The organism is Microbispora sp. NPDC046933 (genome assembly GCF_040644635.1).
Lineage (GTDB): Bacteria > Actinomycetota > Actinomycetes > Streptosporangiales > Streptosporangiaceae > Microbispora.
Genome location: NZ_JBEYWW010000021.1, coordinates 26,747 through 47,363, shown reverse-complemented (window position 1 = coordinate 47,363; position 20,617 = coordinate 26,747). Strand labels below are relative to the sequence as shown.

General features: G+C 69.4%; 18 protein-coding genes and 2 pseudogenes. 10 read left to right on the top strand and 10 right to left on the bottom strand.

Going from position 1 to position 20,617, the window contains the following annotated elements:
• Positions 1–68 precede the first annotated feature (68 nt).
• Positions 69–4,325, bottom strand: coding sequence for a discoidin domain-containing protein (locus tag ABZ857_RS26295; protein ID WP_357047506.1), 4,257 nt, complete (start codon positions 4,323–4,325; stop codon positions 69–71).
• 479 nt (positions 4,326–4,804) lie between these two features.
• Between ABZ857_RS26295 and ABZ857_RS26290 the strand changes: the two genes are divergently transcribed.
• The gene (locus ABZ857_RS26290) at positions 4,805–5,752 is read left to right on the top strand and encodes a GerMN domain-containing protein (RefSeq protein ID WP_357047204.1); all 948 of its coding nucleotides are present in this window, start codon (positions 4,805–4,807) and stop codon (positions 5,750–5,752) included.
• 13 nt (positions 5,753–5,765) lie between these two features.
• On the opposite strand, the pseudogene ABZ857_RS26285 reads toward ABZ857_RS26290, so the two are convergent.
• Positions 5,766–5,906: pseudogene (locus ABZ857_RS26285) on the bottom strand (RNA-guided endonuclease TnpB family protein); the annotation flags it as partial.
• Positions 5,907–6,189: 283 nt separating this feature from the next.
• Positions 6,190–6,291: pseudogene (locus ABZ857_RS26280) on the bottom strand (hypothetical protein); the annotation flags it as partial.
• A gap of 562 nt (positions 6,292–6,853) precedes the next feature.
• Between ABZ857_RS26280 and ABZ857_RS26275 the strand changes: the two are divergent.
• A complete protein-coding gene (locus ABZ857_RS26275) occupies positions 6,854–7,909 on the top strand; it encodes an endo-1,4-beta-xylanase (RefSeq protein ID WP_357047202.1) in 1,056 nt (351 codons plus the stop codon).
• Positions 7,910–8,051: 142 nt separating this feature from the next.
• On the opposite strand, the gene ABZ857_RS26270 is transcribed toward ABZ857_RS26275, so the two are convergent.
• Positions 8,052–9,278 (bottom strand): XRE family transcriptional regulator, encoded by a 1,227-nt coding sequence (locus ABZ857_RS26270; RefSeq protein ID WP_357047200.1) that lies wholly within the window; start codon positions 9,276–9,278, stop codon positions 8,052–8,054.
• A 424-nt stretch (positions 9,279–9,702) separates the two neighbouring features.
• Here ABZ857_RS26270 and ABZ857_RS26265 point away from each other — a divergent pair, with 424 nt between their 5' ends.
• Positions 9,703–9,837 (top strand): hypothetical protein, encoded by a 135-nt coding sequence (locus ABZ857_RS26265; RefSeq protein WP_357047198.1) that lies wholly within the window; start codon positions 9,703–9,705, stop codon positions 9,835–9,837.
• A 237-nt stretch (positions 9,838–10,074) separates the two neighbouring features.
• Positions 10,075–10,641, top strand: a complete 567-nt coding sequence (locus ABZ857_RS26260; RefSeq protein WP_357047196.1) for a hypothetical protein — start codon at positions 10,075–10,077, stop codon at positions 10,639–10,641.
• 5 nt (positions 10,642–10,646) lie between these two features.
• Here ABZ857_RS26260 and ABZ857_RS26255 read toward each other — a convergent pair whose 3' ends face one another.
• From ABZ857_RS26255 to ABZ857_RS26245, 3 genes are read right to left on the bottom strand one after another with little or no spacing between them, the layout of a single operon-like run.
• On the bottom strand, positions 10,647–10,919 hold the full coding sequence (locus ABZ857_RS26255) for a hypothetical protein (RefSeq protein WP_357047194.1): 273 nt from the start codon (positions 10,917–10,919) through the stop codon (positions 10,647–10,649).
• Positions 10,909–12,606 carry a hypothetical protein gene (locus ABZ857_RS26250; protein ID WP_357047192.1) on the bottom strand — a complete coding sequence of 566 codons (1,698 nt, stop codon included), beginning with the start codon at positions 12,604–12,606 and terminating at the stop codon, positions 10,909–10,911. Before ABZ857_RS26250 ends, ABZ857_RS26255 begins: the two co-directional genes overlap by 11 nt.
• A gap of 34 nt (positions 12,607–12,640) precedes the next feature.
• Positions 12,641–12,949, bottom strand: coding sequence for a hypothetical protein (locus ABZ857_RS26245; RefSeq protein WP_357047190.1), 309 nt, complete (start codon positions 12,947–12,949; stop codon positions 12,641–12,643).
• A 378-nt stretch (positions 12,950–13,327) separates the two neighbouring features.
• Here ABZ857_RS26245 and ABZ857_RS26240 point away from each other — a divergent pair, with 378 nt between their 5' ends.
• A complete protein-coding gene (locus tag ABZ857_RS26240; protein ID WP_357047188.1) occupies positions 13,328–13,696 on the top strand; it encodes a group 1 truncated hemoglobin in 369 nt (122 codons plus the stop codon).
• Between the two features lie 137 nt (positions 13,697–13,833).
• Here ABZ857_RS26240 and ABZ857_RS26235 read toward each other — a convergent pair whose 3' ends face one another.
• Both ABZ857_RS26235 and ABZ857_RS26230 read right to left on the bottom strand, forming a co-directional pair.
• Positions 13,834–15,024 carry an XRE family transcriptional regulator gene (locus tag ABZ857_RS26235; RefSeq protein WP_357047186.1) on the bottom strand — a complete coding sequence of 397 codons (1,191 nt, stop codon included), beginning with the start codon at positions 15,022–15,024 and terminating at the stop codon, positions 13,834–13,836.
• On the bottom strand, positions 15,011–15,844 hold the full coding sequence (locus ABZ857_RS26230; RefSeq protein WP_357047184.1) for a hypothetical protein: 834 nt from the start codon (positions 15,842–15,844) through the stop codon (positions 15,011–15,013). Before ABZ857_RS26230 ends, ABZ857_RS26235 begins: the two co-directional genes overlap by 14 nt.
• A 168-nt stretch (positions 15,845–16,012) precedes the next feature.
• Here ABZ857_RS26230 and ABZ857_RS26225 point away from each other — a divergent pair, with 168 nt between their 5' ends.
• The 5 genes from ABZ857_RS26225 to ABZ857_RS26205 all read left to right on the top strand — a co-directional run bounded on the left by ABZ857_RS26225 (position 16,013) and on the right by ABZ857_RS26205 (position 19,611).
• On the top strand, positions 16,013–16,942 hold the full coding sequence (locus ABZ857_RS26225; protein ID WP_357047182.1) for a DUF72 domain-containing protein: 930 nt from the start codon (positions 16,013–16,015) through the stop codon (positions 16,940–16,942).
• Entirely contained in the window at positions 16,942–17,130 is a 189-nt protein-coding gene (locus tag ABZ857_RS26220) for a DNA-binding protein (protein ID WP_357047180.1), read from the top strand. Before ABZ857_RS26225 ends, ABZ857_RS26220 begins: the two co-directional genes overlap by 1 nt.
• A gap of 501 nt (positions 17,131–17,631) precedes the next feature.
• Positions 17,632–18,765, top strand: coding sequence for an acyltransferase family protein (locus ABZ857_RS26215; RefSeq protein ID WP_357047178.1), 1,134 nt, complete (start codon positions 17,632–17,634; stop codon positions 18,763–18,765).
• A gap of 424 nt (positions 18,766–19,189) precedes the next feature.
• Entirely contained in the window at positions 19,190–19,336 is a 147-nt protein-coding gene (locus tag ABZ857_RS26210) for a hypothetical protein (RefSeq protein WP_357047176.1), read from the top strand.
• A 110-nt stretch (positions 19,337–19,446) separates the two neighbouring features.
• Positions 19,447–19,611, top strand: a complete 165-nt coding sequence (locus ABZ857_RS26205) for a hypothetical protein (RefSeq protein WP_357047174.1) — start codon at positions 19,447–19,449, stop codon at positions 19,609–19,611.
• A gap of 101 nt (positions 19,612–19,712) precedes the next feature.
• On the opposite strand, the gene ABZ857_RS26200 is transcribed toward ABZ857_RS26205, so the two are convergent.
• A complete protein-coding gene (locus ABZ857_RS26200; protein WP_357047172.1) occupies positions 19,713–20,609 on the bottom strand; it encodes an aldo/keto reductase in 897 nt (298 codons plus the stop codon).
• Positions 20,610–20,617 lie beyond the last annotated feature (8 nt).

Here is a 20,617-nt window from a genome sequence, read left to right as displayed (position 1 = left end):
CACCCTGACACCCCCCAAAAAAACACGCGCCGCCGGAGGGACGTCCCTCCGGCGGCGCGGTCACATCGTCAGGGGTTGATGTTGATCGTGAAGGTGGACGTGGTGTTCTTGATGTCCTGGTAGTTGTCGCTCAGTTTCAGGTTGTTGAAGGTCACCGATCCGACCGCCGGTCCCTGGTCGGGCTCGGGCAGCTCGTTCGCCCAGAGGGCGAAGCCCGACTTCGCGTCGAACGCGTCGCCGCTCTTGCGCGCCCCTGAGATCGAGATGTTGGTCAGGACGGTGTCCTTGATCGGGTTGACCGGCTGCCCGCCGAGGTACTGGGTCTGGAACATGATCCCCGAGTACGTCGGGTCGACGATGTCGACGTTGCTGATCCGGATGCCCTGGAACACCTTCGAGGCGGAGAACAGCCAGATCGCCGGGAAGGTCTGCTGGCCCCAGAAGTGGCCGCCCGCACGGACGATCGAGATGTTGTCGAACACCGTGGGCGGGCTCGCGCCGAAGCCGTTCATCGGGTAGCCGAAGTCGAGCGAGCTGATCGTGATGCCGGAGTAGGTCAGCGTGTCCGCGATGTAGATGTTCTTGAACGTGTTCGCGTACCCGCCGTAGACGGCGATGCCGGCCGCGCGCCACGGCAGGATCGCGGTCAGGTTCTCGTAGACGTTGTTCTTCTCGTCGGCGCCTCCCGCGTCGATGGCCGAGAACAGCGCGAAGCTGTCGTCGCCGGTCGTCCTCGCCTCGTTGTTCGAGACCAGGTTGTCGGTGCTGCCGTTGGTCATGTTGACGCCGTCGGCGAAGGTGTCACGGATCCGCGAGTTCTTGATCGTGATGTTGTCGGTGTTGGCGCCCCAGTACATGCAGACCTGGTGCTCGACCCAGATGTCGTCGATCGTCATGTTGGCGACGTTCTGCCAGTCGAACACCTTGCCCGGCCCGTCGATGCGGGTGGTGTAGTTGCCGAAGTAGGCGAACCCGGAGAACGTCGAGCCGTTGGCCGACGCCTCCGCCCGGAAGCCGATGTCGGTGTTCTCCTGGTTGGAGGGCGCGTAGAACCGGGTGAACCACGGCCCTGCGCCGACCACCTTGACCGCCTTGCCGTACACCTGGAACTTGCCCGACGTCTGGTAGTCGCCCGGCGGCAGGTAGACGCCCACGAGCTTGCCGGTGGTGTCCATCCGCACCTTGTCGAGCGCGTTCTGCACGTCCTGGTGGGTGAACCCGGTCGGCACGGCGTACGTCGCGGGGTCGGGGTTGGAGATGGCCGACGCCTGCTCCAGGTTCACGAAGTCGATCGCGTACGTGGAGGTGTTGGCGGCGTCCTTCTGCAGCCGGATCTTGCTCCCCTTCGGGACGGTCGTCCCGAGCAGGACGTTGGCCTCGTCGTAGATGTGCCGCGGGGCGCCCGCGCCCGGCGAGTTGCCCGGGCCCGCCTCCGGGCCGTACAGCCACGCGTACTTCGAGGTCAGGTTGATCGCCTTGAGGAAGGTGCCGTCGACGTAGACGTTCAGCGTGGCGTCGGTGCCGCCGCCGCCCGCCGCGTCGGGGATGGAGAAGCGGGTGACCAGGGTGTTCGTGTCGGCCCTGGTCGTCCACTCGACGTAGCTGCCGGTGGTGGTGAGCCGCACGGCCTTACGGCCGGACGCCTCGCCGGCCAGGTCGCCGATGGTCCGGTTCGGGCCGACGACCGTCGCCCCGCCGCCGGTCACGCCGTCCTCGGCCTCGTACATGTCGTACGGCATGTTCGCGCCGCGGCCGACGAAGAACGGCAGTGTGGAGGTGTTGTTGGCCTGCTTGACGGCCAGCTCGTTGGCGTCGGCGGCGAGCACGGTCTTCACCGTGTACCTGCCGTTGGCGGCCGTCCATGTGCCCAGGTTCACCGGGCTGGTGGTGGCCCCGGCCGCGATCGTGCCGCTGTAGGACCCGGTCAGCGTCTTGACCACGGTGCCCGAGTCGTTGGCGATCGTGAGCGTGATGCCGTGGGCGCCGCTGGCCGAGGCGACCGTGCCCTGGTTCTTGATCGCGACGGTGAACGTCACCGTGCTGCCGCCCGCCGGGTTGCCGGGCGACCAGCTCACCGGCGAGGCCACCAGGTCGGAGCTGTCCACCGGCTTCACGACCAGTGGGGAGGAGGCGGTGAAGGCGTTGTTGGTCTCGTTCTGCTCGATCACCGCGTTCGACTCGTCGACCTTGGCGCTCAGCGGGTAGCTGCCCGCGTCGCGCTGGCCGATGTTCGCCGTCACGGTGGCCGAGGCGCCGGCCGCGAGCGCGCCGACCGAGGCGGTGCCTGCCTTGGTCCCGCCCAGGTAGAAGTTCACGGTGGTGGCGCCGGAGCCGAGGTCGCCCGCGTTGCGCACCGTCGCCGACAGCGTGACGGCGTCGGTCTCGACCGGGGAGGCGGGGGAGGCGGACAGGGAGGTGATGGTCAGGTCGGGGTTGGGCGCCGGGGAGCCGATCACCTGGAACTCGGCCACCTGCCCGGCCGGGGCGCCGGAGTTGGCGGTGAACCTGAGCTGCACGTCGGCGACCGTGCCGGAGACCGGGATCGTCACCGTGTTGCCGCTCGCGGGGTTGAAGGTGTAGGTCGCCGCGCTGGTCAGATTGGTGAATCCCGACGCGCTCTGCTCGCGGCCCAGCACCTGGATCGTCTGCGTACGCGTCGACCAGGCGGCGTCGGGGTTGAGCTTGAGCACGACCGAGCTCACGACCGCGTTGGCCCCGAGCTGGACGGTCAGCGTCTGCGGGTAGGAGCCGCCCGCGCCCTCCCAGTAGGTCGCCACGTCGTTGTCGTTGGCGTTGGTCGCAACGTACGTGAAGGTGGAGGAGGAGGCGGTGATCGGCTTGCCGACGGCCATGTTCGAGCCGCCGCCCGAGCCGTTGCGGGTGACGGTGTTGCTGTCGATCGACTCGTTGCCCGCCGCGTCCCTGGCCCGCACGTAGTACGAGACGGTGGCGCTGGTGGGCTGGGTGTCGGTGTAGGTCGTGACGTTTCCGGCCACGCTGCCGCGCAGCACGTTGTTCGCGTAGACGTCGTAGCCGGTCACGCCGACGTTGTCGGTGGAGGCGGTCCAGGTGAGCTTGATCTGCCCCGGCGTTGTCTCGGTGTAGGCGAGGTTGCCGGGAGCGGTCGGGGCCTGGGTGTCACCGGTCGCGCCCTTGCGGGTGACGGTGTTGCTGTTGGCCGACTCGTTGCCGGCCGCGTCCTTGGCCCGCACGTAGTAGGACACGGTGGCGTCGGCCGGCTGGGTGTCGGTGTAGGTCAGGACGTTCCCGGCGACGCTGGTGCGCAGCACCCCGTTGGCGTAGACGTCGTAGCCGGTGACGCCGACGTCGTCGGTGGAGGCCGACCAGGTGAGCCTGATCTGGTTGGCGCCGGGCTCGGTGTAGGCCAGGTTCGAGGGCGCGGTCGGGGGCTGGGTGTCACCGGTGGGTGCCGGGCCGTACACCTCGAACTCGGAGACCTGCCCGGCCGGCCAGGCGGTGTTGGCGGTGACGTTGATCCGGACGTACCGGACGTTCGCGGTCGAGAAGCCGATCGTGACCGTGTTGCCGCTCGCGGGGTCGAAGGCGCGGCCCGCGGAGGCGGCGAGGGTGGAGAAGTTCGTGCCGTCGGTGCCGCCCTGCACGGCCAGCGTCTGGGTGCGGGCCTCCCAGGTGGGCGGGAGCTTCAGCACCACCTTGTTCACCGCGGTGGACGCGCCGAGGTCCACCTGGAGCCATTGGGGGAAGGCGTTGTTGGCGCTCTCCCAGTAGGTGGCCTGGTTGCCGTCGTTGGCGTTGCCCGCGCCGTACACGTCGGCGTGCGCGCTCTCCTTCATGGTCTTGCCGAGCGCGAGGTTGCCGGAGGCGGTGGCCGCGCCGTACACCTCGATCTCGGACAGCTGCGCCGCGGGCCAGCCCGTGTTGGCGGTGACGTTGATCCGGACGTACCGGGTCGTGGTCGCGGTGAAGCCGATCGTCACCGCGTTCCCCGAGCCGGGGGCGAAGGAGCGGCCCGCCGAGCTCGCGATCGTGGTGAAGGAGGACCCGTCGGTGCTGCCCTGCACCGACAGCGTCTGGGTGCGGGCCTCCCACGTCGCGGGCAGCTTGAGCACGACCTGGTCGATGCTCGTCGCGCCGCCGAGGTCGACCTGTGCCCATTGGGGGAAGGCGTTGTTGGCGCTCTCCCAGTAGGTGGCCTGGTTGCCGTCGTTGAGGTTGCCCGCGACGTACGGGCTGTTGCTGCTGCTCGCGGTCACCGTACGGCCGGCGGCGAGGTTGGGGCCTCCGGCGGCGGAGGCGGGGGAGAGGGGCGCGGCCACGGCGAGCAGGCAGGCCGCGGTCACCACAGCGATCAAGCGCAATAACGGGACACGTGTTTTCGGCATTTGCGTTCCTCTGTCCGGCAGGAACCGACCGGCGGGTCATCCGATCCGCGGTCGTGGGGGGATTTCGGAGATCGGGGCTCGACGGGGTCGCGGCGGCGACCGGTTGCCCACTGCCGTGGCCGACATCACCTCAGGTCCTTTCCTGCGAAAGGTGACGGTGGCGGGGCGCACGGACGCAGTGCTTCCTGCCGGAACTTGCGGAGGACCGCAAACTCTCGATTTAGAGCTGCAAATTTCTTACATTAGGTTGCCCAGATGTTACATAGGGCCCACCGTGCCGTCAATGGGTCGGAGAAGCCGGATGGAAGGTGACAGGTGTGTCCCGTCCCCGAGTCGTGCCTACCTGGAGATACTTCAGGTGGGCGCCGGTCCGTAACCATGGTCCTGCGCCCGCCCGCGGGTCCCCCAACTCGCGAAAGGAACCCGGCAGAGGAGCCCTCATGTTTCTGCCCCCCAGGCGCTCGCTCGCGGCGTCGGCCGTGCCGCTGGTGAGCCTGACCGCGGCGTTGGCCGTGCCGCTGGTGAGCCTGATCGCGGCCCCGGCCGCCGCGACACCCGCGCCGTCGAACGCGGCCGCTCACGCGGCCCCGCGCGTGGCGACCCTGGTCGACGTGCGCGCCTCGCACCAGCCCGGACTCGACCGGGTCGTCTTCGAGTTCCGCGGGCCGCTCCCGGCGCGGCGCGATGCCGGCTACGTGCCCCGGCTGGTCGCCGACGGCTCGGGCAACACGGTCCCGGTGGCCGGTGACGCGATCCTCGGGCTGCGTTTCGGCGGCGCGACCGGCCACGACCAGAACGGGCGCGCCACCTACGGGCCCGCCCGCGAGACCTTCGCGCTGCCCGGCGTGATCCAGGTCGTCAACGCGGGCGACTTCGAGGCGGAACTCACGTTCGGCATCGGCCTGAGCAGGAAGTCGTCGTACCGCGTCTACACCCTCACCCACCCGAGCCGGGTGGTCGTGGACATCACGACGCCCTACCGGACCGTGCCGGCGCGGACGTACTTCCTCGACTCCCGGGCGTACGCGGCGGGGCGGCGGCCGTACACCGCGGCGGTGTCACGGCCGGTCGCGCCGCCGTCCACCGCGCGCGGCGCGCTCCAGCGGCTGTTCGCCGGGCCGACGCAGGCGGAGTACGCCAAGGGGCTGCGCTTCGTCGCCTCGGGAGCCACCGGCGTCCGTTCGGTCGTCGTCCGTGACGGGGTCGCCCACGTGCGGCTCACCGGTTCCCTCGGCAGCGGTGGGTCGGCGTTCACCGTCGCCGACGAGATCACGCCCACGCTCAAGCGGCTTCCCGGCATCCGCTGGGTGAAGATCTACGACGCCGACGGCCGCACCGAGCGCCCGAACGGGCACTCCGACTCCGTCCCGGAGAGCCTGGAACCTTGACTTTCTCCCGGCCCTAAAGGGCTGGGATTCCCGCCCTCACGGGCTGGGCTTCCTGCTTCACCGCCGACCGCCGAAAGGAGGACCCTTGCGGACTCACGTCAGCTCCACAGGCGGACACCGCTCGACCAGCGGCCAGGATGTTCTTGGCGGCGTGGCCTTGGCCCGGTTGTTCGACCCGCGCTGCTTGCGGGCCATCCTGCGCTGGTAGCGGGCCAAATTGCGGGCCTTGCGCTCCAGATGGCGCGGGTTGGGGATCGTGGTTCGGCGGCGGCCAGCTCGGCTCGGTGACCGCGGCGAGCGGCAGCTCGGCGTACACCGTGACTCCGTCGCCGGGGGGCGGGCCGCGCGGCGACGGCGGGTCCGTGCGGCAGGTAGATCACCTGGGTCTCGTCGGCCGTGGCGAAGAACAGCAGCGTGCCGGTCTCGGGCAGGGCGATGTCCACCTCGTGGCGTGCCAGCTCTCCGCAGTCGAGCTCGGCCAGGAACGACATCGGCCGGCCCCCGTCGGCGAGGGACGGCCACGCCGTGTCGTCCGGCAGCTTCGGGAGACCTCCGAGCCGCCCGACCGCGATCTCCCGTCCTCGGCGGCAGACAGCCGGATAGCGGGCCGTAACAGCCCGATCAGTCGCTCCGCGCTGTCCGTCGGCAACTCCTCGCGTACGAACTCCGCGAAGTCGATCACCCAGTCCTTCATGCCGCCCTCATGCTTTCCGAGTGCGACAAGCCCCGCCGCCGTTGCCCGGTGCCTCCGGCTGACCGAATACGAGGAGCGGACGACGTACGTCGCCACCCTGTCCGTGCGCCGCGACCTGTTCCTCGGGCGGGAGCGATACGACGCGGAGGTCGACGGCCGGGTGTCCCTTTACGGCCTCTCCCGCTGAAACTTTCCGGCCTTGACTATGTTGTTGTCGACTTCCCGCTGGCGTTTTAGCTGGTTATTCCTGGATTTATCGTCTGGTATTGACCGGCGACGGGCCGGTTCGTAGGGTACATCAACAGAAAAGTTAGGGGATTGTTTCGAAAAGTTTCGGCTTGCGGAGCATTCCCGGCTCGTGCATCTGGACGTCCGACCACGTACCCCCCGACCGGAGGACCTTCCTCATGCTGCACAGACTCGCCGCGGGCCTCGCCGCGGCCGGGCTCGTCACCGCGCTCGCCGCGGCCCCCGCCTCCGCCCATCCCGACCGGCACCACGACAAGACCCTGGGCCGGCTCGCCGGCGCCTCGCATCGCTACCTGGGCTCGGCCACCGACAACCCCGAGTTCTCCGACGCGGCGTACCTCAAGATCCTCGGCAGCGAGTTCAACTCCACCACGGCGGGCAACGCGCTCAAGTGGTACGCCACCGAGCCGCAGCAGGGAGTGTTCGACTTCGCCCAGGGCGACCAGGTGCTCGACTTCGCCCGCAAGCACCACATGTCCTTCCGGGCGCACACGCTGGTGTGGCACAGCCAGCTCCCCGACTGGCTGAACAACGGCACCTTCACCGCCGACCAGCTCCGGGCCATCCTCAAGAACCACATCTTGACCGAGGCGCGCCACTACCGGGGCAAGGTCTACTCGTGGGACGTCGTCAACGAGGCGTTCAACGAGGACGGCACCTACCGGGACACGATCTTCTACCGGACGCTCGGCCCCGGCTACATCGCCGACGCGCTGCGCTGGGCGCGCCAGGCCGACCCGCACGCCAAGCTCTACCTGAACGACTACAACATCGAGGCCGTCGGGCCCAAGAGCGACGCGTACTACAACCTCGTGAAGCAGCTCAAGGCACAGGGCGTGCCGATCGACGGCGTCGGCTTCCAGGGGCACCTCGCGCTGCAGTACGGCTATCCGGACACGCTCCAGCAGAACCTGCAGCGCTTCGCCGACCTCGGCGTGGACGTGGCCATCACCGAGCTGGACATCCGCATGTACGTCCCGGCCGACGAGGCCAAGCTCGCGACCCAGGCCGACTGGTACGCGAGGGTGACCGAGGCGTGCCTCGCCGTCCGCCGCTGCGTCGGCATCACGATCTGGGACTACACCGACAAGTACTCCTGGATCCCCGCCTTCTTCGAGGGCGAGGGCGCGGCCCTGCCGTACGACGAGAACCTTCAGCCCAAGCCGGCCTACTACGCGATCCGCGACGCCCTGCGCGGCGCCGGAAGGCACTGACCCTCCCCTGATGGAAGGTGCCCCCTGACTGAACGGTGCCCGTGTCCGCCGGGAGAGCGGGCACCGTTCGCCTTTCTACGAGACCGAGCAGCGTCGGTCCACGCCGTGCTCTCCGAACGCCTTCACCCGGCCCGGGCTTCGGCTATCGCTCTGCCGCTCTCAGTGCCTCCTCGATGCGCTGCCCGCTCTGGAAGCGGATGGGGCGCAGGGCGGCGGACAGCTTACGCAGGTCCTGAACGGCGTAACGGTTGACGGCCAGGGCGTCGGGCACCGCGGCCACCGCGAGTCGCTCGGCGGCCTCCATGTCACCCGCCAGGGCGTGGGCGCGCGCCAGGCATGTCCCGAACCAGGCACGATCACGCCGGTACGCCTCGGGCAGGGTCGCCAGGCCGCGGCCGAGGAACCGCACCGCGCGGGGGCCGTCGCCGAGGGCCAGTTCGGCCATCCCGCGTTGCATGTCGAACCACCCGTCGTCGTAGAAGTACATCCACGGCGGTTCGTCTTCGGGGTGTTCGCCCGCTGCCCGGATCAATTCCTCGGCCTCTCCGAGTAGTCGCCGCGAGGTCCCGGCTTCCCCCATTTCCGCATGGCCGCGGGCCGCCATCTGGGCCGCCATGCCCTGCACGCCGAGGGTCGTCCGCCCGTCGTGCCAGCGCGCGGCCTCGGCCAGCCGTACGGACCGGAGGGGGTCGCCGATGCTCCAGGCCAGATGGGCGCGCATGCTGAGCGTGGTGGCGGCCAGAGCCGCGTCGCCCGCCTCCAGCGCCCAGCCATGCGAGCGGTCGTACCAGGCGAGCGCGGCGGCATGGTCGCCGGAGTCCTGGCACATCCAGGCGATGAACTGGGCGTACTGTCCGAGCATGGCGACCACGCGGTCGGCGAGCGGGCCCGGAGCACCTTGCGCGAGCACAGTGATCGCGTCGAGCTGGGCACGTACGACCGGCAGCAGCGGGGCGCTCCCCAAGGTGTCCTCGACGTGGCGATGTTCGCTCAGGCAGCGTTCAAGCCACTCGATCGTGGTGGCATCCACGCGCTGCGGACGTTCGATGGCCTTCGTGATGCGCTCGTACAGGTCCGGGTCTGGCGGGTTTGTGAGGGAGGGGAAAGGCCGCCGTCCCGAGCCGAACAGGTCGGTTTCGGTGGTGCCGAAGGCTCGGGCATACAGCATGCGGTAGGGGTCGTGGGGCTCGTTGTGCCCGGCCTCGTACGCCTTGATGCGGCGCACGATGGTCTCGCGGGCGGGCAGGCGGTTGCGGGTCTCCTCGTCGGCGGCCTCGACGAGCCTGCGGGCCATCTCCTTCTGGCTCCACAGGCGGTCGCGCCGCTCGGCGCGGAGCCGTACGGCCCATGGGGGAAGTTCGGCGATCATCGCGTGCACCTCTTCGTCAGACGTGGGGGCGTCCTGACCACCCCCAGTGTCCCCCGATCACATCTGTGATAGCGGGGTTACTCACTGTCGTCATTGGAGGTAGACGAGGTGAACAGGTGGGGTCCGCGGGCGCGGGAACGCCGTACGGACCCCTTGGCCAGGAATCGAGGTCCTGACCTGTGACACACCGTAGAGCCGTTGCCCCCGTTCCGGGGTGCGATGGATGGAGGATCCTGCGCAGCGATGCCGGGCGCCTGTGGGCATCCCGGGAGCGACGGCCGCGCGGGAAAGGCCGCTGAGGTTCACCGGTGAGGAGCTCCGTGCGGCCGGCACCACGGCTCTGTAGTCCCTCCGCTGAACGTGCGGGTCCCTGCCGGGTGCACGCAGGCAGGGGCCGCACCACCCCACTGTCCGGAGCGCTCCGATGCACCTCCACTGCTACGCCTGGACCAGCGTCGGCGACGACCGCCGCCGCGAGGCCGAACGCCGCCCGTCCCCGTCGTTCGCCGTCCCCGGGCCGTTCCTGGCGGTCACCACTGCCGCCGATGCGGACATGTGACTCGCTACTCAATCCGGCCCGCCGCATCGACCCCACGCACGAGAGCGCGGAAGGGGGCCGTGGCCTGGCTGATCGAGCGCTATCGGGCCGCCGAGCCGGGACGCGGACCACCGCTGCCCGGCCACCTGAGCCGCCCGCCTGCCGGAAGCCCCCGTAACGGCAGGCGGGCACCCATGCCGGCCCCAAGGAGTTGAGGCGCGCACCTCGGCGCTGTCGACCTTCACAGAATCCGAATGAGTGACCGACTTAATCGATGGGATGACGAGGGGCGAGGATTTGGGTCAAGATTGCTTTGTCTGTCTGTCGGCTGGTGGAGGTAGAGACATGCGCGTTGCACGGATGGCGGTGGCGTCTCTCCTGGTGGCCGGGATGGTTTCCGGGTGCGGTTCCGGTCCTACGCTACAGGCCGCCACAATGGAACTCCAGAAAGACATGCAACGCCTGGAGACTGACGACGTATTCAAGAGCCCTATTAAGAAGTTGCGAATTGTGGAGCGCCCGGACAAGGATCTGCCGTGCGATAAGGGCAAGTTTCAGCGGGTGCTACGCGCGACGGCTGACGAGGATCGCAAAACTCCAGACGTAGATGGTCACCTTGACCTTGCCCAGACGTTGATGGAGAACACATTGTCCCAGGCTCTCCACTACAAGATGGCCTATGACTTGTCCCAGATGGACTGGAAGGACGCAAGGTTGATCGAGGGCAGGAAGGATGTCCCCGGTATCACGGTCAGGGTGATCGTAGTTCCGGAATCACCTACCTGGCGTTTAGTCGCGGAGACTGATTGCCTCCCGCGTTCATAGGTTCATCATCCCCAAACGCGGATGAGTTCCTTGGCATGGTCGTTGACGACGGTACGTGAGGCGTTCTCTACCTTGTCGTCGAATGCCTTGTTGGAGTCCATCCATCGCTCGTATGGAGCCAGCTTCGTTCGGAGGACACTCTCCCAGCTCTTTTTAGTGCGGATCCCCTCCTGCTTGGCCTCGGCTATAAGCTCATCGAATGTTTTGAGATGATCGGTCTTCGCGCTGATCAGCTCGGCCGGTGGCTTGCTCGCCGGAAAACCAGCGTCATGCAGCAAGTAGGCTATGTCGTACTTCTGACGTAAGGTCAAGTTCGCCCGGGCCTCGGTCAGCGCCTGAACGCGGGTCTCGAAACTGGCCGCCCAGTTGTCGAGCAACTTGCTCACACCGTAGGTTTTCGTCAGCGTCCAGCCGGTCTCGATGAGGGGTGCCCGCTATCGGAATCTGGTCGATTCCCAGGCCTATGGTGTTCTTGGTTAGGTCCCGGATCAGACTGTCCGTGGCGTCCTTCTCGCCTCGCACCTCCAGGGCCGCTTTGAACTCGAGACCGCCGAGGTCGCCGAACATCTGCGCTGCACGTCGAAACCAATCTTCGTCCCTCTTAATATCCAGCTGGACGGCCGCCTTGAGGATGTCATAGCGGAATTTGGCTGCGGTCTTGTCGAAGTCGTCGGTGAGCCGCTCCTCTCCTGCGAACGTCTGGAGGAAGCGGTAGGTGTCGCCGGGGCTCAGATAGAAGCCAGGGGTGACGCCGGGGATTGGCAGCCACTCGTCAGGTTGGGCCATGCCGGATGTCCGGTAGGCGGCTTTGTCGAAGCGGGCGCCGGAGGCGAGTTCGTGGATGTACGACTTGGCGATCGAGGCCATGGAGTCCCGGGCGGAGTTCGGCAGGTCCTTGCCGAAGGAGCCGGCCGCCAGGATCGCGTCCAAAGCGAACGTGGCGGCTGCCGTCGAATGCTTGCCCGGCTTCTCCATCGTCGCTTCGCTGCCCGCCTCCATCACTCGGCCGAAGGCGTCGGCGACGTGATCGCCCGTGCCGACGGACTTGCTGTAGTCGAGGAACCGCTTCATCTTCTCGACCTGGCTGAGCTTGACCTCGTCGCCGCCCATCTGGGCAAAGGCGGCGCGGGCGGCTTTGCCGTCCCCGGCGAGCACCTCCAGTGCGAGGGCGATCGTGTCGGGGGTGTAGCCGTATGCCCGAGACAGGCTCGGGCTGCCGCCGCGCCACTCCTGCCGCGGGTTCTTCACGAAGTCGTCCAAAGCAAGCGCGCGGGCGGCGGCCACGCGGACGTCCGTCGGGGCCTTCGCCCCGGCCAGCAGCGCCAGCCGGTTCCACGCCACACCCCGGTCGGCCGGTTTGCTGACCAGCTCGGCCTTCACCTTCTCCATCGCCGGGATGCGGCCGGGGGCGCGTAGCGCGGCGCCCAGGGCGGCGCTGAACGCGGCCAGGTCCTCCTTGGCGGTGGGGCTGCCCGTGGAGGCAAGGAGGCTGGGCAACGCTTCGCGCACCTCTTTCGGCAGCGTGGCAAAGAACGCCGCCGCGGCGGCGGGGTCTTTGGCCAGTCCGGCGATCTCCTTGATGTGCTGGTGGGCGAGTTCGCCCTTGGTCTCCACGCTGATGTCAGGGTTGGTGAGGATGCCGGTGCCGAACATGAGGCCAAGGCCGTGGCCGGCCGCGAAGCTGTCCAGCGCGTCGGGCAGGCGGGTGAAGGTGTGGTCGCCGGTGCCGTTCAGTGCTTTGATCAGCTCGGCCCGCTCCGAGAGTTTGGGCACCTGGCTTCTGCCCCAGTCGGCGATGGCGGTGATCTGTGCGAGGGGCGTGGTGCTTAATCCGTTCGCCCGGAAGAGCCCCTCGAAGTCGGTGGCGAAAGTGGTGAGCCGGTCGGCGGCCTGGCGGAGGTCGGCCGCCATGCCGTTCATCGCCGCCGGATCGATGCCGCAGAAGTCGCCGCTTGGGGATGTCATCGCGTCCTTCCTCGCGGGGCGCCGCCTCCGGTGGTCAGGGGCGTCCGGTCAGTTGGCGACGGATGAGCTCGGCCTGGGAACGGGTCACCATCGCCGGATGACGGTGCAGCTCGTCCTCGATCGCGTTGGTCATCTGCCGTACGAGCTGCGCCAGGCGGTGGTGCCGGTCGGCGACCTCGGTAGTCCATTTCGCGGCGGTCGGTCCCGTCCAGACCTTGCCGGACTGCATCGACGCGTAGACGCGCTGGTATGCCTGCCCAACCTCGTGAGAACGGTTGTGTACCTCTTTGAGAAGTTCCACCAGTTGTGCGTGGCGAGGGTTGGGCACCATCTCTTCCGCCACGCCGCCCCCTGCTGCCGTCCAGCCGCTCGCCCCCGAGTCGCATTTGATGTCAAAGGTAGACATCACCCTCAAGCGTCGGCAACCCCGAAATAGCCTGGTATATCGAGAGTGAATTCGCTGACGCTTTCTTGTCGTGAAGGAGAAAAAGGTCCTCCCAAGTGGGACCGTATCCCCGCCTTGCGCACGTCGCCAGTAGGAACAATCAACTACTTGGAGCAACAACCGGCACCCGCCCCGCCCCCCGCCTGCGGCCTTTTCGGTCGTGTCGACCGCGTGAGCGCCCGGCTACGTATGTATTTCCGCTTGGTAATCGAGCCGTAACGAAGAGTGGCGATCGTCGTGGGCAGCGAGGTCACGAAGACGCGGGAGGAAAGCGCTATGGCGTCCATCTTCGATCAGATCGGCGGTTCAGCCGCGGTCGCGGCCGTGGTCGACGAGTTCTACACGCGGGTCGTCGCCGACCCGATGCTGCGGGGCTACTTCGCGGACGTCGACATGGCCAAGCTCAAGGCGCACCAGCGAAGCTTCGTCGCCGCCGCGCTCGGCGGCCCGCAGGAATACCGGGGCAAGTCGATGGACGAGGCGCACGCCGGGCTCGGCATCACCGCGGAGGAGTTCGACCAGGTGGTCTTCCACCTGGCCGGGGCGCTCGAGTCGTGTGGCGTCGACGCCGAGACGATCGGCTCCATCGCGGGAGCTCTGGCGCCGCTTAAGGAGCAGGTCGTGCAGAGCACCGTCGCGGCCTGAACAATCGCCGCCCTCCGGTGGACGGCCACGCGGCGGACGGCCGCCGGCGCCGGCGCGCTCGCACGTCCCCGGCGACGGTCCCGTCAGGCGGTCCCGTCAGGTGGGCCTCATGGGCCGCTGCCTCATGGGCCGCTGCATCAGGGGACGAGTCTCAGCTCGGGGCGGTGGGCGGGCAGGCCGATCAGCTCGCGTACGCGCGCCATGGGCCAGGCGAGCTCCCGGGCCAGCGCGGGCACGGTCAGCCCGATTTCGGCCGCCGCCATCTCGAAGGCCTGGGCGAGCAGGACCGGCTGCTCGCCGGCGTAGCCCGACACCGGCTCGGTGGCGAAGCCCGGCTGCCCGCGCAGCGCGGCGAGCCGCTGGTAGGCGCGTCCCGCCGCGGAGTCGGACAGCAGGCCGACCTCGCGGCACCGGTACAGCAGGGAGTCGACCGACACGCCCCAGACGCGGCGCAGCTCGGCCAGCCGCCGCAGGTCCGCACGGGCGGGCAGGCTGGGCAGGATGCTGTCGCGCGGCGTGAGGAACTCCGCGGCGAAGGAGTCGGCCTCGCGCTCCTGCTGGCTGTCTCCGGCCGCCGCGTCCCCGTGCAACACCAGGTGCCCCAGCTCGTGGGCGGCGGTGAAGCGGTGCCGGTAGACGTCGTCGAAGCGGTTGGGCGTCAGGACGACGATGGGCCGCGGCAGGCTGGAGGTGGAGAAGGCGTCCACCGTGACCGCGTCCTCGTCGGCCTGGGGGAAGACGACGACGATCCCCCGGGACTCCATGTGCCGCACCAGGTGGCTGATCGGCCCGGTGCCGAGCCCCCAGTGGGCCCGCAGCGCGCGGGCCGCGCCCATGGGGTCGCGGGGCAGGGCGCTGCCCGAGTGCACCTCGCCCCCGGCGAAGCCGGGCAGGTCCACGAAGGGGAGCCGCACCCGCTTCTCCAGCGCGTACGTCAGCTCCCACACCTGCTCGACGAAGGCCACGGCCTTGGCGCGCTGGTAGGCCCGGGTGGAGCGCAGGCTGCGGAAGTGCGCCATCGACCCGTCCAGCTTGCCGTGCGGGCGGCCCGGCAGGAAGAAGGCCGAGGGGACCGCGAGCACCTCGGCGAGGAGCGGGACCAGATCGGGACGCGGCCGGGTGACCCCGGCCTCGTACTGGCCGACCGCGGCGGGTGACACGCCGATGCGCTCGGCCACCTCCTTCTTCGTCAGCGCCGCCAGCCGCCGCGCCTGGGTGAGGCGGGTTCCGTCGAAGGCGTCCGCCACGGCCTGCGGGCTGGGTGCCGGGTTGCCGGATTCGGGGGGGACGGTCTCCTCGACCAGGCGCAGCCGGTCATCGTCCTTCATCGGCGGCGGCGTCCGGTGCGTACGGCGCCTCGCTCATCGGAGGCAGGGCGGCCGCGCGCTCGTACAGCGGGCGGGGGTTCAGCGCCGGAGCCGGCAGCGCGCCCCGGGCGAACGCGGACGCCTCGCCGACGGAGGCCACCACCCCGGGCAGCTCGGCCGCGGGCGCCTGCCCGGCGAGCGGGATCGGCTCACAGTGGTGCCAGCGCAGGCTGCCGGTGCGGTCGAGCAGCTCGGCCTCGCCCCACCACACGTCGAGCAGGCCGGCCTTGGCGTTGCACGCGTACGCGATGAGCACGAGGCGGGTGCCCTCGGGCAGCCGGGTGAGCGCGCGGGCGGCCGGAGTCGCGGGCTCCGGCAGGGCGGCCTCGACGCCGCCGAGCGTGAGCTGCTCGGCCCAGGGCTGCGGGCCGAACCGGGTGAACAGCGCCTGCACCAGCCCGGACGGCCTGCCGTCGCCGATCCTGGCGTTGACCACGCTGACCGAGCGGTCCTTGGCGTAGCGGAAGGGGAACAGCAGGTTGCCGCCGAGCACGACGAGCTCGTGCTGGGAGCCCGGCGGCTTGACGGTCTCGACGTCGGGCATGTCCCCGAACGCCCTGGCCAGGGCCTCGAACTTGCGGGACATGAGCGTGAAACCGAACGGATGGAGGTGCTCGGTCTGCGCCGTCTTCTGGGCGTCCTGGGCGTTCTCCAGCGCGAGCGCCAGCGCCTCGGCCACCCCCTGGCGGATCTGCCCGGCGCGCGGGCCGAACGTCTCCAGGGCCCAGGTCGACAGCATCGCCACCTCCGGTTGCTGCTTTGTCAGTGGCCCACCGGACACCGGGAGCACTTTACTTTCCAACATCATAGTCCCGCGGGTGCTTCACAGGTCGCGTAGGTCGCCACCCTCTTTTGGTGCCCCGGCGGCGATGGCGCCGACCCGGGGGCGCGTGAGCGGCGGACGAGACCCGGCGGCGGCCGGGCCGGACCGGGCTCCTTATGGTGAGGTATGGGGGAGATCCTGGTCGGCACGGCGTCGTGGACCGACAAGACGCTGCTGGAGTCGGGGTGGTACCCGCCCGGCGTCACCACGCCCGAGGAACGCCTGCGCCACTACGCGAGCCTGTTCCCGCTGGTCGAGGTCGACTCGACCTACTACGCGCCGCCCGCCGAGGCCACCGTACGGCTGTGGGCCGGGCGCACGCCTCCCGGATTCGTCTTCGACGTCAAGGCGTTCTCGCTGCTCACGCGGCATCCGACCCGGCCGGCCGCGCTGCCGAAGGACCTGCGGCCGAGCGGCGGTGACAAGAACGTGTACGCCCGCGACCTGGACCCGAAGGTCGTGGACCAGGTCTGGGAGCGGTTCATCGGCGCCCTGCTGCCGCTGCGGGATTCGGGCAAGCTCGGGGCGGTGCTCTTCCAGTTCCCCCGGTGGTTCCCGATCGGCAGGGCGAACAAGCACTACATCCTGGAGTGCAAGCGGCGCTGTGAGCCGTTGCGAATCTCCGTGGAGTTTCGCAACCATACCTGGATGAGCGAGGAGAACCAGGCCGAGACCCTCGATTTCCTCCGCTCGTACGCCGTTCCGTACGTGTGCGTGGACATGCCGCAGGGCTATCCGGACTCGATCCCGCCGGTCGTCGCGGCCACGTCCGACCTGGAAGTCGTGCGGTTCCACGGGCACAGCGACAAGTGGACCAGCCGCGACATCCACGAGCGCTTCGGCTACCGCTACTCCCTTGAGGAGCTGGAGCGGTGGGCGCCGAGGCTGCGCGAACTCGGCGGTCAGGCGTCCACGACCCACGTGCTGATGAACAACTGCTACCGCGACTACGCGCAGACCAACGCCCGCCAGCTCGCCGGCGTGCTCGCGGGCCTGCCCGACTGCGACGTACGCCCCCGGCCGGACGGGGACCGGACACATGAGGAGAGGACCTGATGACGGACCTGCCGAAGATCAGCGCTCCGGCCATGCGGGCGCTCGCGAGCGCCGGCTACACCGACCTGGAGAACCTCACGCAGGCGACCGAGGTCGAGCTCCTCGCGCTGCACGGCATGGGGCCGAAGGCGATGTCCGTGCTCCGCCGGGCGCTGGAGGAGCGCGGCCTGTCCTTCCGTGACCAATGAGGCGCTTAATAGGAGTCCACAGCCGGCTGGCCGTGTTTCCCCCTTCACCGTCGGGGCGCTCATTCCCGCACGGTCGTGTCGTAGGCGCGCCGTGGGCACTTCCCTCGTCGCGCTTGGTCGCTTCGCTCCCGCGCGCTCCTCGGTCCAGACCGGCGGCGCGCCCCTCCAGCTCGCTTGTTGTGTGATTGGGGCCCGCGCGGTCGTCGGCGCCGAGATGTGACCGTGCCGCAGCACAGGTCGAGCCACCGGACGACCCGATCGGCGCCGCGCAGAAGGGCGAGAACGTCGACGCCGAGTTCGCGCCGGTAGGCGGGCAGGCGGCGTTCGCGGTTCATGTCGCTGTTGGCCATGACCGAGGATCGCTCCAGAGCGTCGTCGTCCATGAGCCGTGGATCGCGATGCCCCATCCCCATTTCCTAGCATCCCTACGCCAAGCGCGACGACTCCGGCGCCGCCAGGCGTGATACAGCCGAACCCGCACTTTCGCCTAAAGTCACCTGAATGGCGACAAACCTCTCCCGGCTGGCATGGCTGGACGCCTTACGCGGGGTCGCCGCTCCGGCCGTCGCGCTGCACCACTCGGCCTGGACCTTCGTCCCGGCCGTCTGGGGGGAGGTGGACCGCAGGGTCGACGTCGGCACCTGGGGCGTCTTCGTGTTCTTCCTGGTCAGCGGGTACATCATCCCGGCCTCCCTGGAACGGCGGGGCGACCTGCGGGCGTTCTGGGCCGGCCGGGCCTTCCGGCTCCTCCCGCTGTTGCTCGCCGCGCTCGCCCTCGCGCTGCTCCTCGCGTACGCCGGGGTGTTCGCGACGTCGCCGGGCCTCGACCGCCGGCCGCCACCGCTCGTCGCGCTGGCGAACCTCACGATGCTGCAGGAACTCCTCGGCGTTCCCTCGGTGATCAACGTGATGTGGACGCTCTCCTACGAGATGGCGTTCTACCTGATGACGGCGGGGCTGTTCGCCGTACGGCAGGCGCACAGGTCGGCGCCGATCGCCGTGGTACTGGCGGTGGCGGCCGTGCCCCTCGGGCTGCTCATGCCGGGCGCGACGATAAACGGCGGGGCCGACCTGGCCGCCGCGCTCCTGGGCGTCGCGGTGGTCCTGGTCGTCGTCGTGACCGTGGCCGCGAACGGGCGTCTGAGGACGGCCGCCGCGGTGACGGGCGGCCTGCTCGGCCTGACGCTGGTGATCCTGGGCAGCAGGATCGGGGCGGGACAGGGTCTGATCATCGCGGCCACGATGTTCGCCGGGACGGCCGTGTACCGCGCCGAGCAAGGCACGCTCCGGCCGGTCTGGGCCGTCGCCGCGCTGCTGACGGTCCTCGTCTGCGGCGTCCTGGTGGCCGACGAGCCCGCCTGGGCCGCGGCGGTCCTGCTGGCGGCGGGCTTCTTCGCGCTCGCGTTCCGGCTGCGGCACCGGACGTTCCCCCGGTGGCTCGCCCACCTCGGAGTGATCAGCTTCTCCCTGTACCTGCTGCACCCGCTCCTGCTGCGGGTCGTCCCGAACCTCCCGCTGTTCTTCCTGGTCCTGGTGGTGCTCGGCCACGTGGCGTACCGGCTCGTGGAGGCCCCCGGCCAGCGGCTCGGCCGCCGCCTCAGCGCGTACCTCCACCGGTCCTCTGCCGAAACGTGACGATTTCGAGGACTCACAAACCCCGCTTGAGGTTATTTATTAAAAGTGAAATCGTACCCTGATCAGTGAATTGTCCGCGTCGTCGGAAGGAATTCGACTGTGCCGGGTACGCCCGAGGGTTATGTGAAGCGGAGACCGTCAGGAACGCGCATCGCGGGAATTCTGCTGGGATCACTCGCGGACTGGATAACGCGGCGTCCCGTTTCGGCGCACCCGGCGGAGTCCGGCTGCCGCACTCCCGGCGGCGGCGACCGCCCGCCATCCGCATCTGGTCTCGTCCTCGCAGCTGATCCTGCGCACGGGATTTCTGGGCGAACTCGCGGTCCCGCGGGATTCGGTCCTTTCCGTGTCCCCGGTCCTGCAGACGATCAAGGGGCGGGGACCTCGTGCCGTTCCGGGGGATCCTCACGCGGTGGCGTGCTCCGTGGCGAGCACGGTCAACGTACGCGTCGAACTCGATCCCGCCGTCGACGTAGACCTCCCGGGGGTCGGGAAAAAGACGGTGCGGAGGATCTACCTCTCGACCGACTCTCCGGACGTCGTTCGTGACGTTCTGAAGAGGAACGGCTGAACCTTCTCGCCTGCGGCGGAAAAATCGCGCCAACTTCGACCGATGGCCGTGTGGACGGCGGGTCCGGGGGGACCAGCGGCTCTGTGCCGGTACGCAGGAGGAGAAAGGTCATGAGTGAGGACCGGGAACTCCACGACCTGCGCCGTCAGGGCCACGAGGCGGGCAACGAGGGCAGCTCCAAGATGACCGCCGAGCAGCTTCGTGAGGCGCTGGCCAAGGTGGGCAAGGACGAGGACACGCAGACGGCCAAGGCCGAGTCCAAGAGCGACAAGTGACCGCCGCTCGGGAGCGTCTGACCCGACCAGGGCCGCCGGATCTCCGCGGGAAGCCGGCGGCCTTCCCGCTTTCCTGCGCGTCCCGAACCGGAGGCGGCCGGTCAGCCGGCGTCGGAGAGCGCGTCCAGGCGGGTCATCTCCTCGCCGGTGAGGCGCAGCGCGGCGGCGGCCACGTTCTCGGTCAGGTGATCGGGGTTGCCGGTGCCCGGGATGGCCAGCACGTGCGGCCCCTGCCGGAGCGTCCAGGCCAGCCGCACCTGCGCGGAAGTGGCTCCGTGCGCGCGGGCCACGGCGCGCACCTCCTCCTGGTCGGTGCCGCTCGCCCCCGACTCGCGGCCCTCGCCGGCGATCGCGAAGAACGGCACGAAGGCGATCCCCTGCTCGCCGCAGGTGCGCAGAAGCCCTCGGCTGCGCGTGGCGCCGACGCCATACCGGTTCTGCACGCTCACCACCGGCGCGATCGCCTGGGCCTGCGCGAGATGCCCGGGCCGGATGTTGGAGATCCCGAGGTGCCGGATGAGACCGGCCTCGCGCAGCTCGGCGAGCGCCCCGAAGTGCTCGGCGATCGAGTCGAGCCCCGGCTGGCGCAGGTAGACCAGGTCGAGGTGGTCGCGGCCGAGCTGGCGCAGGTTCTCCTCGACCTGGCCGCGCAGCCGGTCGGGCCGGGCGAACGGCAGCCACTCGCCGGACGGGTCCCGCCCCGGGCCCACTTTGGTGGCGATGACCAGGTCGTCCGGGTAGGGCGCGAGCGCCCGGTTGATCAGCTCGTTGGCGGAGCGCAGCCGCGAGAAGTAGAACGCCGCCGTGTCGATGTGGTTGACGCCGAGGTCGACGGCGCGCCGCAGCACCGCGATGGACCGTTCGCGGTCGCTCGGCGTGCCGAGGTCGAAGGCGGCGCTGCCCGTCAGGCGCATCGCGCCGAACCCCATCCGGTTGACCGTGAGGTCGCCGAGCCGCCAGGTCCCCGCCGCCGCCGCGCTGATCGTTTCGATACGCATCGTTCCAG

What these genes read in the sequence shown, in the direction of transcription:
- ABZ857_RS26290 (WP_357047204.1), top strand. Translation starts at nt 4,805, where the DNA reads ATGTTTCTGCCCCCCAGGCGCTCGCTCGCGGCGTCGGCCGTGCCGCTG.
- ABZ857_RS26275 (WP_357047202.1), top strand. Translation starts at nt 6,854, where the DNA reads ATGCTGCACAGACTCGCCGCGGGCCTCGCCGCGGCCGGGCTCGTCACC.
- ABZ857_RS26270 (WP_357047200.1), bottom strand. Translation starts at nt 9,278, where the DNA reads ATGATCGCCGAACTTCCCCCATGGGCCGTACGGCTCCGCGCCGAGCGG.
- ABZ857_RS26265 (WP_357047198.1), top strand. Translation starts at nt 9,703, where the DNA reads ATGCACCTCCACTGCTACGCCTGGACCAGCGTCGGCGACGACCGCCGC.
- ABZ857_RS26250 (WP_357047192.1), bottom strand. Translation starts at nt 12,606, where the DNA reads ATGACATCCCCAAGCGGCGACTTCTGCGGCATCGATCCGGCGGCGATG.
- ABZ857_RS26240 (WP_357047188.1), top strand. Translation starts at nt 13,328, where the DNA reads ATGGCGTCCATCTTCGATCAGATCGGCGGTTCAGCCGCGGTCGCGGCC.
- ABZ857_RS26235 (WP_357047186.1), bottom strand. Translation starts at nt 15,024, where the DNA reads ATGAAGGACGATGACCGGCTGCGCCTGGTCGAGGAGACCGTCCCCCCC.
- ABZ857_RS26225 (WP_357047182.1), top strand. Translation starts at nt 16,013, where the DNA reads ATGGGGGAGATCCTGGTCGGCACGGCGTCGTGGACCGACAAGACGCTG.
- ABZ857_RS26220 (WP_357047180.1), top strand. Translation starts at nt 16,942, where the DNA reads ATGACGGACCTGCCGAAGATCAGCGCTCCGGCCATGCGGGCGCTCGCG.
- ABZ857_RS26215 (WP_357047178.1), top strand. Translation starts at nt 17,632, where the DNA reads ATGGCGACAAACCTCTCCCGGCTGGCATGGCTGGACGCCTTACGCGGG.
- ABZ857_RS26205 (WP_357047174.1), top strand. Translation starts at nt 19,447, where the DNA reads ATGAGTGAGGACCGGGAACTCCACGACCTGCGCCGTCAGGGCCACGAG.
- ABZ857_RS26200 (WP_357047172.1), bottom strand. Translation starts at nt 20,609, where the DNA reads ATGCGTATCGAAACGATCAGCGCGGCGGCGGCGGGGACCTGGCGGCTC.